17 protein-coding genes are annotated in these 16946 nt (G+C 70.5%); 15 read left to right on the forward strand and 2 right to left on the reverse strand.

The annotated features are described in order from the left end of the window. Positions 1-124: 124 nt before the first annotated feature. Positions 125-1513, forward strand: a complete 1389-nt coding sequence (locus AB0O07_RS19180) for a hypothetical protein (RefSeq protein WP_365634553.1) — start codon at positions 125-127, stop codon at positions 1511-1513. Positions 1514-1521: 8 nt separating this feature from the next. Here AB0O07_RS19180 and AB0O07_RS19185 read toward each other — a convergent pair whose 3' ends face one another. Then, the gene (locus AB0O07_RS19185; protein ID WP_365634556.1) at positions 1522-2334 is read right to left on the reverse strand and encodes an SDR family oxidoreductase; all 813 of its coding nucleotides are present in this window, start codon (positions 2332-2334) and stop codon (positions 1522-1524) included. Positions 2335-2622: 288 nt separating this feature from the next. Here AB0O07_RS19185 and AB0O07_RS19190 point away from each other — a divergent pair, with 288 nt between their 5' ends. The 14 genes from AB0O07_RS19190 (at position 2623) to AB0O07_RS19255 (ending at position 15762) form a co-directional block, all read left to right on the forward strand. Further along, complete coding sequence (locus AB0O07_RS19190; protein ID WP_365634559.1) at positions 2623-3189, forward strand: ATP-binding protein; 567 nt, start codon at positions 2623-2625, stop codon at positions 3187-3189. 93 nt (positions 3190-3282) lie between these two features. Then, positions 3283-3471, forward strand: a complete 189-nt coding sequence (locus tag AB0O07_RS19195) for a DUF5999 family protein (RefSeq protein ID WP_365634561.1) — start codon at positions 3283-3285, stop codon at positions 3469-3471. Positions 3472-3686: 215 nt separating this feature from the next. Then, a complete protein-coding gene (locus AB0O07_RS19200) occupies positions 3687-4130 on the forward strand; it encodes a hypothetical protein (RefSeq protein WP_365634564.1) in 444 nt (147 codons plus the stop codon). A gap of 223 nt (positions 4131-4353) precedes the next feature. After that, the gene (locus tag AB0O07_RS19205) at positions 4354-5211 is read left to right on the forward strand and encodes an aldolase/citrate lyase family protein (RefSeq protein WP_365634567.1); all 858 of its coding nucleotides are present in this window, start codon (positions 4354-4356) and stop codon (positions 5209-5211) included. Beyond that, a complete protein-coding gene (locus AB0O07_RS19210) occupies positions 5204-5734 on the forward strand; it encodes a MaoC family dehydratase (protein ID WP_365634570.1) in 531 nt (176 codons plus the stop codon). Before AB0O07_RS19205 ends, AB0O07_RS19210 begins: the two co-directional genes overlap by 8 nt. A gap of 17 nt (positions 5735-5751) precedes the next feature. Next, entirely contained in the window at positions 5752-6930 is a 1179-nt protein-coding gene (locus AB0O07_RS19215; RefSeq protein ID WP_365634572.1) for a GNAT family N-acetyltransferase, read from the forward strand. Positions 6931-7090: 160 nt separating this feature from the next. After that, positions 7091-7978, forward strand: coding sequence for an aminoglycoside phosphotransferase family protein (locus AB0O07_RS19220; protein WP_365634575.1), 888 nt, complete (start codon positions 7091-7093; stop codon positions 7976-7978). A gap of 90 nt (positions 7979-8068) precedes the next feature. Next, complete coding sequence (locus tag AB0O07_RS19225; protein ID WP_365634578.1) at positions 8069-8944, forward strand: hypothetical protein; 876 nt, start codon at positions 8069-8071, stop codon at positions 8942-8944. A gap of 199 nt (positions 8945-9143) precedes the next feature. Next, on the forward strand, positions 9144-10136 hold the full coding sequence (locus tag AB0O07_RS19230) for an Ldh family oxidoreductase (RefSeq protein ID WP_365634580.1): 993 nt from the start codon (positions 9144-9146) through the stop codon (positions 10134-10136). Positions 10137-10147: 11 nt separating this feature from the next. Next, positions 10148-11290, forward strand: a complete 1143-nt coding sequence (locus AB0O07_RS19235; RefSeq protein ID WP_365635284.1) for an LLM class flavin-dependent oxidoreductase — start codon at positions 10148-10150, stop codon at positions 11288-11290. Further along, entirely contained in the window at positions 11287-12804 is a 1518-nt protein-coding gene (locus AB0O07_RS19240) for a Gfo/Idh/MocA family oxidoreductase (protein ID WP_365634583.1), read from the forward strand. The genes AB0O07_RS19235 and AB0O07_RS19240 overlap by 4 nt, the downstream gene beginning before the upstream one ends. Further along, positions 12801-13823, forward strand: coding sequence for a phosphotransferase (locus tag AB0O07_RS19245; protein ID WP_365634585.1), 1023 nt, complete (start codon positions 12801-12803; stop codon positions 13821-13823). The genes AB0O07_RS19240 and AB0O07_RS19245 overlap by 4 nt, the downstream gene beginning before the upstream one ends. Continuing rightward, entirely contained in the window at positions 13820-15121 is a 1302-nt protein-coding gene (locus AB0O07_RS19250) for a phosphodiester glycosidase family protein (protein WP_365634588.1), read from the forward strand. The genes AB0O07_RS19245 and AB0O07_RS19250 overlap by 4 nt, the downstream gene beginning before the upstream one ends. Beyond that, entirely contained in the window at positions 15118-15762 is a 645-nt protein-coding gene (locus tag AB0O07_RS19255) for a PIG-L family deacetylase (RefSeq protein WP_365634590.1), read from the forward strand. Before AB0O07_RS19250 ends, AB0O07_RS19255 begins: the two co-directional genes overlap by 4 nt. Here AB0O07_RS19255 and AB0O07_RS19260 read toward each other — a convergent pair. Further along, positions 15710-16945, reverse strand: coding sequence for a cytochrome P450 (locus tag AB0O07_RS19260; RefSeq protein WP_365634593.1), 1236 nt, complete (start codon positions 16943-16945; stop codon positions 15710-15712). The two genes, AB0O07_RS19255 and AB0O07_RS19260, sit on opposite strands and share 53 nt — an antisense overlap. Position 16946 lies beyond the last annotated feature (1 nt).

Consider the following 16946-nt stretch of genomic DNA (forward strand, 5'->3'; position numbering starts at 1 on the left):
CTCATCGCTCGACGGCGATGGGAGGAGGGAGTACGGGGGTTGTTCGGTTGTACGGGGGTTGGTCTTTCCTGCCTGAGTGTCCGAGGACTAGGACACAGGGTGACCGGCAGGGCATCATCTACCCATGGGTGGTGCGACGGGGGACGAAGGGCGCAACAACGCCCTCGCGGCTCACATCAAGGAAGCGGGATGTTCCAACGCGGCCTTGGCGCGGCGCGTCAACGAACTGGGCTCCCTGCGCGGAGAGATCACGCGTTACGACAAGGCGTCGGTCACCCGCTGGGTGCAGGGGATGACGCCGAAGGGCAAGTCCCCTCAGTTCATCGCCGAGGCCATCGGGGCCCTCCTGGGCCGCCCCGTCTCCCCCACGGACCTCGGATTTCCCCAGCAGGCCCAGCGGCCCGTCGTCGCCCGTGCGTTGGCGTACCGTGAAGACGTGGGTGAAACGCTGCACACACTTGCGGAGCTGGGTTCCACGGACATCTCGCGACGCAGCCTGCTCGGGGCTGTTCCGTTCGTCGCGGGCGCCCTCATGGACCCGCAGAGACAGTGGCTGCTATGGCTCCTCGAAGACGAGCAGGCCCCCCACCTGGAGGCGGTGGCCGGAGGCGGGCCCATCCATCAGGTCGAAGCCATGATCGACATGTTCGACCTGATGGACAACCGCTTCGGCGGCGGGAGCGTCCGCCCGAGCATCGTCGGCTACCTCAGCACCCAGCTCACCCCCATGCTCCAGCAGCGGAGCCTGCCCGCGAACCAGCGGCGGACCCTCTACGTCTACGCCGCGAAACTGGCCGCCACGGCGGGCTGGTGCTCGTACGACACGGCCGACTACGGCCTCGCCGAGCGGTACATGATCCAGGCGCTCCGCCTCTGTGCCGAAGGCGGCGACCGGGTGCTGGGCGGGCAGATCCTCGCCGGCATGTCCCACCTCGCGACCAGCCTCGGCAACCCGGCGGAAGGCGTCGCCCTGGCCCGCGCCGGAATCGCGACCGCCAAGTCCTCCGGCAGCCCTCTCGGCCTCATGCGCCTGCACGCCATGGCGGCCCGCGGATACGCCCTGCTCGACGACGCCCGGCAGGCGACGGCCTCGCTCGGCGCCGCCGGTGCCGCCCTGGACCGGAGCCGTGGTCCTGCCGAGGAGTCCCCGTGGGTCCGGTTCCTCGACCACCATTACCTGGAGGCGGAGGCCGCCCTCGTCCACCGCGACCTCGGTGAGGCGACCGAAGCCGAGCGTCTCGCGGCAGCCTCGGTAGAGGCCAACACCGACCGGCGCCGCCGTCAGGCGATCAGCAGCTCCGTGCTGGCGACGGCGCTGCTCCAGCAGGACCGCCTCGACGAAGCCGTCGGCACGGCCGGCAACGCCCTGGACCTGCTCGGCGGAGTGCACAGCGAACGGTCCGTACAGGCGCTGCGCGACTTCCGCGCCCGTCTCACCCCCCGTCGCAACGAGCCGATCGTCCGCGACTTCGAGCGCAAGGCCCGCCCGCTACTCGGGGCCTCCGCCGCCTGAGCCGGACCTCAGTAGCCCTGCGGCGTCGGCGCGTTCTGCCCCCGGTCCACCGGAAGGTTGACCCCGGTCACGCCACGGGCCTGGTCGGAGAGCAAGAAGGCGATCACGTCCGCGACTTCCTCGGGACGGATCAGCTCCCGCCCGGGGAACTCCGCGGTGAACCGCTCGTACGCGACGGGATCCTCCAGCCGCATGCGGTCCCAGCGCTTTCCCGGGATCAGCATCGACCCGGGGCTGACGGCGTTCACGCGAATCCCGTACGGGCCCAATTCGCGCGCCAGCGAGGACACCATGTGGAGCTGGGCGGCCTTGCTCGCGCCGTACTGCGCCTGCGGCCCGGGTTTCCAGCCGGAGATCGACGACACGACCACGATCGAACCGCCGCCCGATGCTCGCAGGTGAGGGGTGGCACAGGCGGTGAGCCGGGCGAAGTGGCCGGCGTTCAGGGCCCAGGTCGTCGCCCAGTCCTCGGCCGTGGCCTCGGTGATGCCCCGGCCCCGGGCGCCGCCCGCGCAGGCGACGACGCCGTCCAGGCCACCGAAGGTCTCGGCGGCCGAGTCCACGAACCGCTCCAGCAGCTCGGGTTCGGCGACGTCGAGCGACCGGGTGAACAACTCGTCGCCGGCTCCGAGGGAACGCCGTAGCCCGTCCAGGTGCTCAGCCTTCCGGGCACAGGCGGCGACGCGGGCACCCTCGGCCAGCAGCAGGCGGACCACCTCTCCTCCCAGCCCCCTGGAACCGCCCGTCACCACGACCCGGCGGCCCGCGAATCCGCCGGACCGCCGGGCGGATCGCCTGCCCCGCTCCGTGCTGTCTGCCATGCGTACAACCTCCGGCCAACCATGCCAACGCGCCTGTCCAAAGCCATCCTTCTCGCGTCCTTCATATCTCTTCGTGGCAGCGGTTCTCTTGTGGTCATGCCCGATCCGGAACCACCGTCGAGCCGACGGCCTGTCGGCCACGGCGCCCCACGCCCGGGTACGGCACGACCCCGGCACTCCGCCTTCCCGCCCCTGGACCGCCGCGTCGGGGGCCGACGGCCCAACCCCCATCGAGTGAGAGCCAGCGACCGGCACCCTGCGCTCCTCTCCCCACTCGGGAGGCACACCGTGTCCCAGACGCCACACCTGCGAGACAGGCTCCTGCTGGCCGACACCCCCAACGCCGTCGGACTGGCCAGGCTCAACACCACCGATGTCCTTTCCCGCTGGGGTGTGCACCCCGACACCATCGAGACCGTCAAGCTCCTGGTGTCGGAGCTGGCCACCAACGCCGTCCGGCACCCGAAGGAGGAGAGCCGGCCGAGCTCCCCCTACGAGCAGCGGTGCGCGGTGCAGACCTTCGAGGTCGCGCTGGAGATCGTCAACGGCTCCGTCCGGGTGTCGGTCTGGGACCGGGACAGCAGGCCACCCGTCGTGAAACAGGTCGGCGTCGAGGCGACCGGGGGACGGGGAGTCTTCCTCGTCGCCGCGATGAGCCGACGCTGGGGGTGCTACCCCGCACGCCAGATGCCCGGAAAGGTCGTATGGGCGGAGGTGTCCGTCGTCCCCGATGCCCCCGAGAGTTCGGCCGGTACTCCAGGACAACGGGGCGGGAGCGGCTCCGAGGAGTCGAAGGCACCGCCGGTCGAACTCACCGTCCTGGGCCGCGTTCTCGTCGGCGTCCGAGGGCTGTGAGCCGTGGACGACGCGACCGAACGGACGGCAGCCCCCTCCGAGCCTTCCGGATGTGGCAACCAACGGCTGCCCTTGACCACGAGGAAGCACCCCATGTGCGAGCACACGCCGCCCTGTCCCAGCGCGGACACCACGGACCGGGAGGCCGCCGCGAGCATCGCGAGCCACCCGGAGCAGGGCTGGTCCTTGCTGTGCAACGGAATAGTCGTCTTCGAGGACGGCGGGCTGATCCTGCCCGGATCGCGGATCGCCGTGCCGAGTCGCTCCAGGGTCACGGCATGAGCCGACGACTGGTGGTCCCTTACATCACGGCCCGTCGGGGCGAAGCCCCCGGCTCGCTCTCGGATCTGATCGTCGGCCGCCGCGGACTCGGGTACCGAAACGAGATCCCCGACGACCGTGATCACCGACGAACCCTCTACGCCCGGTGCGCGAGGGCGCCGGAGGACGCTCCTCCTCGCTGGCGAGATGTCCATCCACGCCGTCAACGCCGATGCATGGAAGGGCTGCTCTGCCAGATCTGTACGCGGCCCGCCGACCGCGACGAGCGCGGCTGGCTTTTCCTGCACGGCCCGGTCGTCTCGGAGAACACCTTCCCTGCGGAGAACATCACCCCCGTCGAGGGAGTGCTGACCGCCCAGCCCCCGGTCTGTCTGCCGCACGCTCTCACCTCCGCGACGCAGTGCCCGCACCTGGACGGCCGACCGTTGGCGATGCGCGTCCGGCTCCCCCTGCTCTACGGAGTCATCGGTGCCCTCTGCGCCGGTGACGCCTTCGGACGCCCGGTGCGGATGCCCGATGACGGGAGGCCGGTGGCCTACGGAGACATGCGCATGCCCTGGATCCTCGCCAGTCAGTCCGTGGTCCGCCTTGTCGGAGTCACCGTGGTCGACCTGGAGCAAGAGGCCGAGACCGCCCTGCCACGCCGGACACCGCCCTGAGCTTCGGCGTAAGTGCGCGGACCGCCGTCCCTTCCACAGACGAGACGCCCTGTCCCACCATGTTCCGATCTCCACGGCCATCGTGCCGATATTTCACCGCCCCAGAGGCATCGGCACCGACTGCCCGGTGCCTCTGGGACGCAGCGTGAAGGGAACTTCCATGCAGGACAAACCGGCGAACGCCCGCTCGGGCACCGGTGCCCGAGCGGGTCGGCACATTTGGTTGGTCACACCGGGGATCTCTCCCGACCGCTTTGCCACGGCGGCCGGCTCGGGAGCTGACGTCGCCCTTCTGGACCTGGAGGACTCCGTCCCCGAGCCGCAGAAGGACGAGGCCCGACGCTTGGTGCTGCGCTTCCTGCGTCTCCACGACCAGGGGGAGGCCACCTTCCCGGCGACCGTGGGGGTACGGGTGAACGCGCCCGGTACCCTCCACGGGCTGAAAGACCTGGCCGAGCTGGCGGAGCACGGCCACTGGCCGGACCTGCTGCTGGTGCCCAAGGCCGAATCGGCCCGGGACATCGGACTCGTCGACCAGATCAGAGGAGACGCCTCGACGCCGTCCCAGGTATGGGCGCTCATCGAGTCCCCTCGCGGGATCCAGAACCTGACCGACATCTTGCGCGCACCCTGCCTCACCGGGGTGGTCTTCGGCGCTGCGGACTACGCGGCCGAGGCGGGGTGCAAGATCACGAGTCGGGCCATGTGGTACCCGCGGGCCATCCTCGCGGCCATGGCGGCCACCTCAGGTCTGCCGGCGGTGGACTCCCCGTACTTCAGCCTGCACGACCCGGACGGTCTGCGTCGTGAGGCCGAAGAGGCCGCAGAACTCGGGTTCGTGGGGAAGGTGGCCATCCACCCTGCTCAACTCCCGGTGATCCAGGATGCGTTCCGGCCCAGTCGGAGCGAGCTGGAGTTCGCGCGCGCCGTTGTCGAGGCCGCTGACGCCGCCGACGGCACGATCACCACGGTCGGTGGTGCCATGGTGGGCCCGCCGATAGTGGCCGCCGCGCGCTCTCTGACCGCCCGAGCGGGACACGAACCCGCCTCCCGCCGTACGAAGGGGTCCGACCATGAGTAGTGGCCTCCTGCCGGGCTTCCGGCGGATCGCGGAGAACCGTGTCCGCGAAGTCATCGGACTCAGCCTCGACGAGTGCGCCATCGGTTTGGTCATCGAGCACCGGCCGGCCCGGACCATCACCGAGGCCGAACACGTCCACGTACTCGCCCTGATGGGCAACGAGGCGCCGGTCCACTCCGACCTCGACTTCTGCCGGAAGACCGGCCACGAACAGGTGCTGGTCTGCGGAATCCTCACCCTCAACGTCGTACTGGGCATGACGGTCCGCGCCACCAGCGCCATGACCAGCGGCAACCTCGCCTTGGACGATGTGCGGTACGAGCACCCCGTACACGTCGGCGACACCCTGCATGCCCAGAGCACGATCCTGGCCGCCCGGCGCTCCCGCAGCCGTCCCGAACGAGGGATCGTCGCCTGCCGGGTCGAGGGCCACAACCAGAACGACCAGCGGGTCCTGAGCTGCACCCGCACATTCTTCGTTCCCGCCGACGGCGGCAGCACGCGCGACACCACCGGCTACTAGGAGCCAAGGAGAGTTTCATGGCCGCTCCACCGCTGGTCTTCACCGAAGCCGACGACGACGTATGGCACGAGTACGACGCCCTGGCCCGCCGGGCGTACGGGCACCCCGTCGAAGACATCACGCGCCTGGGCCGGCATGCCGACCGGCGTGTGGTGCTGCGCGACGGGAAGGTCATCGCCGGCGGCCTGGGCCTGCTGATCCCGCAGTGGTTCGGCGGCCGGCCCGTACCCAGCGCCAGCCTGGCCTGCGGGTGCGTGGCACCGGAGGAACGCGGCGAGCGCATCGCCGCGCGGTTGACCGCCGAGCGACTGCGACCGCTTCGCGACCAGGGGGCCGTCCTCGCCACCGTATGGACCTCGTCGACCAACTACGTACGGCGGATGGGCTGGGAAGCGCCGACCACGGTGTTCTCGTGGGCCGTGCCGACCGACGAGCTGTGGAGAGTGTTCGGCGAGTCCGACATCGAGGTCCATCACGGCGGAGTCCCGCGACTCTCCCCGCTGTGGGACACACTGGCCGGGCAGTGGAACGGCACCTGGCAGCGACCCGCATGGTGGTCGGGCTGGCAGCAGGCACAGCACCCCGCTGCCGGCACCTATCACTTCGGGCCCTCCGGAGGGGAGCCCACCGGGGTGCTGTCAGTGGCAGGTGAGCGACCACCGGCCGGCGGGCGCCAATTGGTCGTCCACGACTTCTGGGCCGCCGACCACGCCACCGCCTCCGCGATGTTCGCCTTCCTCGGCCGCCACAACAGCCGGATCCCCGCCGTCGTGTTCCAACGCACCGGCCTGCCACCCGGCCCGCTGCTCCAGCACACCTTGCGCCGGACCGGTGCGGCGGCGGCACGGTCGTGGCACCCCTGGATGCTCCGCGTCCTCGACCTGCGCCGCGCGGTGGAACTGCGGGGCTGGCCGGGCGGGCTCGACCTCGTTCTTCCGCTGGCTGTCACCTCCGACGACGGCCGTGGGACGGAAAACTACGTTCTCCGGGTCGCCGACGGCCGTGGTGAACTGGCCGACGGCGACAGCCGGGCCGGCCTGACCCTGACCAGGGGCCAGTTCGCGGTCTGGTACGCAGGCGGATACCGCAGCGCGGCGGCGGCTGCCCTCGCCGGGGTGCGCGGGGATCCCGCCGCGATCACCAAGCTCCTGCTGGCCACCGCCGACCGAGAGCCTTGGCTCGCCGACTACTTCTGACCGTCCCGGGTCCGCCCGGATACCGCCCGGCAGACCGGTCGTACCCACTGCCCGCTTCCGGCTGTTGCTCCTTCGAAACCCTCGGAGACGCCGCGCACCCGCCCGGCCGCCGTACTGCCGCACCATCCTGTTACTGCTGATCAACCGGAGACGACATCTCATGACCGACAAACCTTTCCCGTCCGACCTGCGCGAATGGGTCACCACCAACCTGAACGGCCTCGACGGGGTCACGGACGTGTCCTGGCCCCGGGGCAACTCGCGGGTCTGGCGGGTGACGGCCGGCCCGAACGCGGCGTTCGTCAAACTCAGCCCGAGCGAACTGGACTTCGACCGCGAGATCGTCGGCTACGCCTACGCCGCGCAGGTCCTGGACGACCGCGAGGCCCCTCGGCTGCTGGCCGCGCACCCCGGACTCCGCGCGATCATGAGTTCGCCACTGCCCGGAAAGGTCGTCCGGGAACTGCCTCTGGACAAGGGGGCGGAGTCCCGGGTGTACGAGGACGCGGGCCGCCTCCTGCGCCGGTGGCACGACCACTCCGGACTGCCGTCCGAGGACGACCGCCAGGCGGTCGGCACCGCGATGCGCGAGCAGGCGGATGAGGCCGCCGCCTGCCTCCGGAGCACCGCCGAGCACCTGAACGCCGACGAACTCGCCCTGGTCGAAGCCGCGTCCAAGGAACTGCCGGAGCTGGCCGGACACCTCCCGCTGGTCTTCCAGCACGGCGACTACTCCACCCGGAACTGGCTGTGGGATGCCGAGACCCGTCAGCACGCGCTGATCGACTTCGCGATGTCCCGGTACGGCCACGCCGTCGGGGAGTTCGTATGGCTGTGCGGAGCGGTCTGGGCCACGCGGCCGGACCTCAAGGCGGCGTACTTCGCCGGGTACGGCAGGGACCTGTCGGAGCGGGAAGAGCGGCTGCTGAGGCTGCTGACCGTACGGCTGGGCGTCTCGTACCTGAACTCCGGCCTCGTCAAGGACCGGGAGGACCTGGTCCAGCGAGGCCACCTGGTCCTCGGCCGGATGACGAACGAGTACCGCTAGCCCGAAGGGTGGGCGGTGCCGGAGCCGCCCTCCCGCGCCTTCCCCACATCTCAGCGTCCTATCAGCCGGCCCCGCATGAAGGAGGCAACCATGTCCGCACCGTCCGGCAGGCCCGGCGACGTGTCCCGCCTCCCTCACACGGTGTCGCGTCCGAGGCGAGTCGCGTGGGAGAGAACGCCCGAACAACTGCGGCGCGCGGTCGAAGCATCGGTCGGCCCGGTTCACTCCGCCACCAGCGCGTCGGCCGGTGTGAACGCGTATCTCGCCCTCACCCTCGATGTCCCCTCCACGAGGGTGTTCCTCAAGGCCATGCCGCGCGCTCACCGAGCGGCGTACACCTTGGCGAACGAGGCACGTATCGCGCCCGGCGTCGCGGGCATTTCCCCGAGGGTTCTGCACCACGGCACCACCAGTACATGGACCTTCCTCGTGTACGAACACGTGGAGGGCCGACACGCTGACCTGTCCGCCGACTCAACCGACCTCGAAGCGCTGGCGGGGGTGATGCGGCGGCTCTGCGCCGCCGCCGGACACGACACCTCCGCCTCGACGCCGCTCCAGGACCGCTGGGCCCGGTTCGGGACCGACCTGGACCTCGGGCTGCTGGCCGGCGACCGGCTCGTCCACACGGATCTCAACTCGGGCAACATCCTGGTGGGCGAGGACGGCACCGCGCGACTGGTGGACTGGGCGCTACCCGCCAGAGCGGCGCCCTGGCTCAACCTCGGATTCCTGCTGGCCGGCCTCATCGACGCGGGCGCCGCCCCCGCCGGCGCGGAGCGCTGGGCGGCGGACACCTTCCCGGAGTGGTTGGCGGCCGGAGAGGCGGCTGTCGACACCTTCGTCGCGGCCCTGGCCCGCCGACGAGCCGAGCGGGCCGCCTCCTGCCCCGTACGAAGGAGAGCGGAGCGGCGGGCACAGGCTCTGGCCGCACGCCGATGGCTCCGAGCCCATCGCGGTGACTGACCACGGCATGGCGACTGACCACGGCATGGCGACTGACCACGACATCCGCCCCCACCACGGACCCGGCCGGAGTCGCACTCACCCCGTATTCCTCTATTCCTCCGAAGTGAAGGAGACCCATGCCTCACCCCCGTTGCCGGCGCGTTGGGAAGACCAGGCCGGTGGCACCGTACGAGCACCCCTCGGGAGGGCGGTAGCCGTGCGGGTGGCCATCACGGATCTGAGGAAGCTGATGGCGGCCGTCTGCCGTGCCGCCGGTGTCCCGGACCAGGAAACCTCTCTGGTGGTGGAGCACTATCTGACCGGTGAACTGCGCGGCAAGACGTCACACGGTGTCGCGAAGCTCTGCTTCGAGGCCCGGTTCTTCCACGAGCGCCAGGCGCCGCCGGAGGTGGTGCGCGAGCGCGGTGTGTTCGCGGTCATCGACGCGCATCGTGAGATCGGTCCGCTGAGCGCCACGTTCGCCGTCCGCGTCGCCCTGGAGAAGGCCGCCCGGTACGGTGCCGGGCTCGTCGGGATGATCAACACCCAGCGGTACGGCATCCTCGCCTCCTGGACCGAGGAGATCGCCCGCCACGGCCTGATCGGCATCGCCACGAACACCTCCCGGGCCGAGGCCGCCGTCTCGGGTGGCCGTACCCCCGTGCTGGGCGTGAACCCCCTCTCCTACGCGCTGCCGACTCTCGATGAGCCGCTGTCGGCCGACATGTCCACCACGTTGTCCCCGATGGGCGTGTTGTGGGAGTGCAGGCGGTCGGGACAGCCCCTGCCGGCCGGATGCTTCGTGGACGCGGACGGTCGGCCCACCGACGATCCGGACCGCGCCTGCTCTGCCGTGGTGTTCGGCGAGCACCGAGGCTTCGCCCTCTCTCTGCTCTTGCAGTCCCTCACCGGCTCCCTGTTCGCCTTCCCGATGGGGGACGAGGTGGGCGACACCTGGACCACCGGCTACACCTTCATCGCCCTCGACCCGTCCTTCGCGGTCCCCGACGGGCAGACCGCCACCGCCAACAGCCGCTTCACGGAACGGCTCCGCAGGGCACGGGACGCAGACGGCGGCATGCTGCGTCTCCCCGGCGAGCGCGGTCGCGCCCGCGCTGCCGCCGCTCTGGCCGACGGGGCGGTCGACATCCCCGAGCAGGTCCTCCGGCGCCTGCGGGCCCGCGCGGAGGGCGACCTGTTCTCCGACTGACTCTGGAGTCCATCATGGCGAAGTTCCACTGGTTCCTCCCCACGGCCAGCGACGGCCGGTCCCTCACCGTCGGAACGCGCGGCACCCACGGCCCTGGGCACGACGCCGAAGCCGCCGCCGACCCGGGCGCCGACCGGTTCCGCGCGCCCGATATCCGTTACCTGACCCAGATCGCCCAAGCCGCCGAGCACGTGGGCTTCGACGCCGTCCTCACGCCGACCGGCACCTGGTGCGAAGACGCCTGGCTGATCTGCGCCGCCCTCGCCCAGGAGACCGAGCGGCTGCGGTACCTGGTCGCGTTCCGGCCCGGATTCATCTCCCCGACGATCGCCGCCCAGATGGCCGCCACCTTCCAGCGCGTCTCTCGCGGACGACTGCTCCTGAACGTCGTCACCGGCGGTGAAGCAGACGAGCAGGCGCGCTTCGGCGACCACCTGAGCAAGGCCCAGCGTTACGAGCGGTGTGCCGAGTTCCTCACCATCCTCCGAGGAGCATGGTCGGGCGCGCCGTTCACGTTCGCCGGCCGGCACTACGACGTACGCGGTGCCACCGTCATGGCGCCCCCCGACCCGATGCCGCGCCTCTACTTCGGCGGGTCGTCGGCGGAGGCCGGGCCGGTCGCCGCCGAGCACGTGGACACGTACCTCACCTGGGGTGAGCCGCCCGGGCAGGTCACCCGGAAGCTGGACTGGATGCGGGGCCTGGCCGCCGAGTACGGCCGTACGCTCCGCTTCGGCATCAGGTTCCACGTCGTGACCCGGGACACGAACGCCGAAGCCTGGACAGCCGCCGAAAAGCTCCTGGCCGGGATGGACGGTGCCCATGTCGCCCGTGTCCAGACCACGCTGGCCGCCAGCCAGTCCACCGGCCAGGCCCGTATGAGCAGCCTGCACGCCCGGTACCGCGAGAGCGCCCGTACATCGGACCTGGAGATCTACCCCAATGTGTGGGCCGGGGTGGGGCTGCTGCGTGGCGGCGCCGGCACCGCGCTCGTCGGCTCCCACCAGGAGGTCGCCGACCGCATCGCCGAATACGCCGCACTGGGGATCGACGAGTTCATCCTCTCCGGCTTCCCCCACCTGGAGGAGACGTACTGGGTCGGCGAAGGCGTCCTGCCCAGGCTCACGCACCTCACCCAGGTGGTACGGCGATGACGACGAACCTGCTGGTGATCGGCGTCGGCCCGCACACCCGCCTGAACCACCTCCCCGCACTGGCGGCCTGCCAGGACAGGGGGCTGGCCGGCACCGTGACCGGCGTCGACCTGCCCGCCGTGGCACAACTGCCCGTTCCGTACGGCCCGGTCGGCGAGGCCCGCCTGCTGCCGGTGATCGGCGTGGAGCCGTTCCCTTCATCGCGTACGAGCCTCCCGGCGGCGACGCGCACGGTCCTGGACGAGCTGGTCGTCCGCGAACGGATCCGTGGGGTTGTGGTGGCGACGGAGCCGTCCGCCCATGTCCCCTATGTCCTATGGGCGCTGGAGCGGGGGCTTTCCGTGCTGCTGGACAAGCCGCTGAGCGTTCACGCCGGGGCGTCGGTGAACCCTGCGGCAGCCGCCGCCATCGCCGAGGACTACGACACGCTCCTCCGCGCGTACGCAGAGGCCCGCCTGCGCGCCTCCGCCGTGGTGGTGAGCGTTCTCAGCCAGCGTCGCTACCACCCCGCGTTCCAGCGGATGCGCGAACTGATCGCCGAGGTGGCCGACGAGACGAACTGCCCGGTCACCTCGGTCCAGTCCTTCCACGGCGACGGGCAGTGGCGCCTGCCGGACGAACTGGTCGACCTCAGTTACCACGGCTTCGATCACGGATACGGAAAGGCCGCCCACTCCGGTTATCACCTCTTCGACATCGTGCCCTGGCTGATCGCCGCCGGAGAGCGCCCCGGCAAGGCGTTGGACGAGGTGGAGGTGATCACGCAGATCACCCGCCCTCCGGACGCCCTCGCCCAGCTCACCGTGGCCGACCACGAGCGGCTGTTACCGGGCTTCGGTGCCCGCAACCCCTACGGACAGGACGAACTCCAGCGGGTGACAGGCAACTTCGGTGAGGTGGACGCCTTCTCGTCGATCGCCTGCCGCAGTGGTGGACGGACCATGACGCTGGGCAGCATCAACCTCGCACACCACACCTTCTCCCAGAGGGGAAACCTCGCCCCCGTACTGGCCGACCTCTACAAGCGCAACGGCCGCGTCGGGCAAGAAAGCCACATCATCCAGCAGGGCCCGTTCCAGGCACTCCACTTCCACTGCCTCCAGACCCTCCACGACGACACGGCGGAAGCCGATCCGGCAGCGGTCGGCGGCGCCGACCACATCGCCGTCCACGTCTTCCGGAACAACCGCCTACGGCCACGGTGGAAGAGGTACGCCACCTTCGGCTTCGACGACCTCACCGTGGGACCCGGCCCCGCCACGACGCTCCCCACCCAGAGGGCTTCCCGCCACCGGGCCGTGACCGAGTTTCTGCTGTACCTGGCCGGACAGCTCCCGCGCGAGCAGATGGCCTCCGACCTGACCGCCCACCGTCGCTCCGCCCGCCTCATGGCCGGCGTCTACCTCTCGATGGCCCAGCGACACACCGGCGGCAGCCCGGCCGCCACCCTCGACTTCCGTACGGACCAGGAGATCCCGGCCCTCCCGCCCGTCCGGTTGGAGGAGGCGCGGTGACCACCCCGAACCCCGCCCCGGACGCCCCTGCGGTGCCGGGACCCGACGAACTCCTCGGCCGCCACCTGCCCGACGTTCTCGCCGCCTGCGCCCAGCACACCGGGAAGGTCACCCGCTTCGAGCGCGCGACCGGCGGCAACGTCAGCCACGTCTTCCGCGTCCACGGTGACGCCGGACACGCCATCCTTAAAGTGCGCGGGAACCGCTTCGCCAACATCCCCACCCTGAGCACCGATCCGGCGCTGATCGCCGACGAGCACCGCGCCCTCGGTATCTACGGACAGGCCCTGCCTGACCACTTTCCGCGCATGCTCGCCTTCCTGCCGCAAGCCCACGCCATGATCATGACGGACGTCTTTCCCGACGGCCGCACCTGGCACGAACACCTGGACCAGCGACCGGCCACCACCGACGAGGTGACCCGCCTCGGACGCGCCCTCGCTCACGTCCATCGCGCCACCGCCGCCGTGCGCACTCCGATCCGGTCACAAGGCGACGACTGGTTCCGGGAGCACACCTTCGACTTCTGCCTGCGGCCCGGCCGGCATCCCGTACTGCTGGACGCCTGTACGGAGTTGGCCGCGCTCCCCTGCCGGCAGCTCGTGCTCGGAGACGTCGCCCCGAAGAACCTCAGCCTCGCCGCCGGCCGTGTGGCCTTCGTCGATCTCGACAACGTCCACCGGAACTCGCCCCTCTACGACGTGGCATACCTCCTCGCGCACATCCTCCTGCACCACCTGCGGTGGCCGGCCGAGGCACCCGCGCTCGCAACCGCCCTGCTGAGCTCCTACGGTGATGCCGCACCCCACTCCGCCCAAAGCGATGAAGTCGAAGCGTTGACGGCGACCCTCGCTGCCGGAGTACTCCTCTACCGCCTCGCCGCGCTCATCACCCCGTACCCCCTCACCGCGCCGCTCCGGGTGGGAGAGAAGTACCGGAGGCTGATCACCCACCTCCTGGACTCCGGTAACGTCACCCTGCCGCGTCTGCTCGGCATCACGGAACAGGCTGCGGCGTGAACGCCCCCACCGACCAGGCGACCGACCCGGAGGAGCGGAACGCGCTCGTGGCCCTGCGCGCCCGAGGGTTCCCCGTCACCGACATCCAGATCCTGGCCCGCGACCAGAACGCCTTCGCACGGCGCAGCCCGTACGGGGAGCACGTCATCGCCCCGGGCGTCAGGCTCACAGCGCGGCCGGTAGAACTGGAAGACGGATTCACCAACGCGTTCACCCTCACCGTCGACCTCGACAGGGCACAGTGCCACGCCGTGAGCTCATCGGCCGGATTCCACCTGCGCGATCTCGTCCGGGACCGTGTCGTCGCCGCGGTCAGCGGCTCCTTCTCGTACATCTCCGACGAGCCCGCCTACCAGCCGACCGAACCCTGCCTCGATCTGGCGATCCGCGACGGCCGGGTCGCCGGCCTGCCCACGGCGACCAAGCCCGCGCTCCTGATCAGCCAGGGACGTCCCGAAGTTCGGCTCCTCACCGCCGTCGGCACCTTGACGGCCGCAGGTCACCTCCATACCTGGGCAGGCTCCAAGGAACCCCGCCCACAGCAGGACCAGCCCGGTCACCTCACCGTCTACACCGCCGCGAACTGCCGTATTCGCTACCGGGACAACGCCCGCACCGGGTTCCTCCGCGATGTCGATCCGACCACCAACACCACCCCGTTCACCCCCGGCGCGCTCGACTGCGCCGTCTCTCCGGCCCCCGATGGGCTGAAGATCACCGCCGTGCGACCGGGCGGCGGCGCCGACCTGTTCGCCGGCGCCTTCATCCTGCGCGCGCATCGCCCCTGGCCCGGCCATCTGGCAGTCGGCGCACCCGTACGGGTGACCAGCGTCGACACCGTCGGCGTCGAACAGCTCCGGTCCGCGCTTTCACTCGGACCGTCCGTGATGGACGCCGCCGACGGACACACCGAAGCCTGGGACCAGAGCCTGGGAACCTCCCCGTTCCGTCCGGCCGCTCGTTACGCCCGGACTCTGCTCGCCCTCCGCGACCGCACGCTTCAACTCCAGGTCCTCGACGGTGCCCCACTGACGCGGGATTTCCAGGGAGCCACTGTTCGTGAGACCGCCGACCTCTGCACTGCGGCCGGGCTCGATCCCGTCCAGGTCTTCCACCTGGACGGCGGCCAGACGTCCAAGATCGCCTTCCGACGAGAACGCCGGGCGCCGGACGTCGTCGGCAGCTTGCACTACCTCAAGTGGCCCGCGACCGATGGCGAACCCTTCCGCTGGCAGGGGCTCGACGGCCGCCTTCTGCGCAGTGCCCTGGTGATCACCATCTCCCGGGGGCCGAGATGAACGTCCTCGTCGTGGTCGCCCATCCGGACGACGCCGAGATCGCGATGGGCATGCGGATGCGCTGGTACGCGGAGAACGGCGCCCACGTGCGCGTGCACTGCCTGACACCAGGGGCAGCCGGTCCGGACGGCCGCCAGGTACGCAGGGCGGAGTGCCTTGCCGCCGGTGCCGTGCTCGGCGTGGAGGAGTACACCTTCTCGGAGATCCCCGATACCCGCTTCAACGACCACCGGGGCGACATCAACGGCGAACTCTTCCGTGTATTCGGACGCCGACGACCTGACACCGTCTACACCCACTATCCGGAGGACCAGCACCTCGACCACATCGTCACAGGCTGCGAGGTAACGGCGGTGGCCTTGCGCGAGGCCGCCAACCTCACCTACTTCCGGTCGCCCTACAGCGAGGGCTTCGACCCGAACATGGTCTTCATGGGAACCACGAGCCTTCTCAAGGCGAAGAGGGCAGCCCTCGGCTGCTTCGCCTCCCAGCAGCAGCTCGACATGGCCGCCTTCACCACCCTGGCCCGGGTGGTTCACCGCCAGCATGTCCACCACCGTGTCGTGGAGCGCTTTCCGCCGCACGCCGTCACGTCCGAGCTGTTCCAGATCGCTCGTCGGGTGGAGATTGCCCGGGCGTAGAAGCGACCGGATGGACCGGCAGCGCTGCCAGGCCCCGGACCAGGCGCGTCCTCCGCCAAGTGAGCTCTTCGCCCGGCACCGCGAGCCGTATATCGGGGAACCGGCTGAGCAGCTTCCGGAGCACGATGTCCGCCTCGGCCTTGGCAAGGGGAGCTCCGACACACCGGTGGATCCCGTGTCCGAAGCTCAGGTGCCCGGCGGCGCTCCGGTCGAGATCCAGGTCGTCCGGTTTCGGCCAGCGCGCCGGGTCGCGGTTGGCGGCGCCGATGGCGACCAGCACCGGCTCGCCAGCGGGGATCTCGACGCCGCCGAGCGTGACGGGCTCGGTGGCGAACCGGAATGTCGCGGTGCTGACAGGCGAGTCGAACCGGAGCAGCTCGTCGAGCGACGAAGCGACTTCGGTGGGGCGCCGGCGGAGGCGCTGAAATTCCGAGGGACGCTGGAGCAGAGAGAGGACGGCGGTTCCGAGGAAGTTGGTCGTCGTTTCGTGGCCGGCGACCAGGAGCAGCACGCCCAGGGACACCAGCTCTTCCTCGGAGAGCCGGTCGTCCCCGTCGCGGGCCGAGATGAGGCGGTCGAGCAGAGCGTTCCCCGGCCGAGCGCGCTTGTCGGCGATCAACCGCGCCATGTAGTCCGCCAAGGAATGGGAGGCCGCGTCGATGGTGTCGGGTGCCCCTGCCGCGAACAGGTCGCCGGACCACCGCCGGACCTCCGCGCGGTCTGCTTCCGGGACACCGAGCAGCTCGCAGATCACGATGACGGGGAGCGGCACCGCCAGCTCCGCGACGAGGTCGACGGGGCCTTCGGCCGCCCACTGGTCCAGCAGGGTGTCGGTTGCCCTGGCGATGAACGGTCGAAGTTCTTCGACCGCGCGAGCGGTGAACGAGCCCGTCACCAACCTGCGCAGGCGGGTGTGGTCCGGCGGGTCGGTGGCCAGCATGCTGTGGGCGACAGCCGGATGGAGGCCACGGCGCGACTCCTTACCCGCGAAGAACGCCGCCGTGTCCTTCGAGAGCCGTGGGTCCGCGAGGGCTTCGCGGGCTTCCTCGTACCCGGTGACGAGGTAGCTGCCGCGCCCGCCCGAGCCGGCCAATACCTGCTGCACTGGGCATCGCGAGCTCTGGGCGGCGTAGGCCGGGTAGGGGCCACGGGGGAAGGCCGGTTCTGTTGTCGGGTCGCTCATG

Origin of the sequence: Streptomyces sp. NPDC093085 (assembly GCF_040683935.1) — a bacterium.
Taxonomy (GTDB): domain Bacteria; phylum Actinomycetota; class Actinomycetes; order Streptomycetales; family Streptomycetaceae; genus Streptomyces.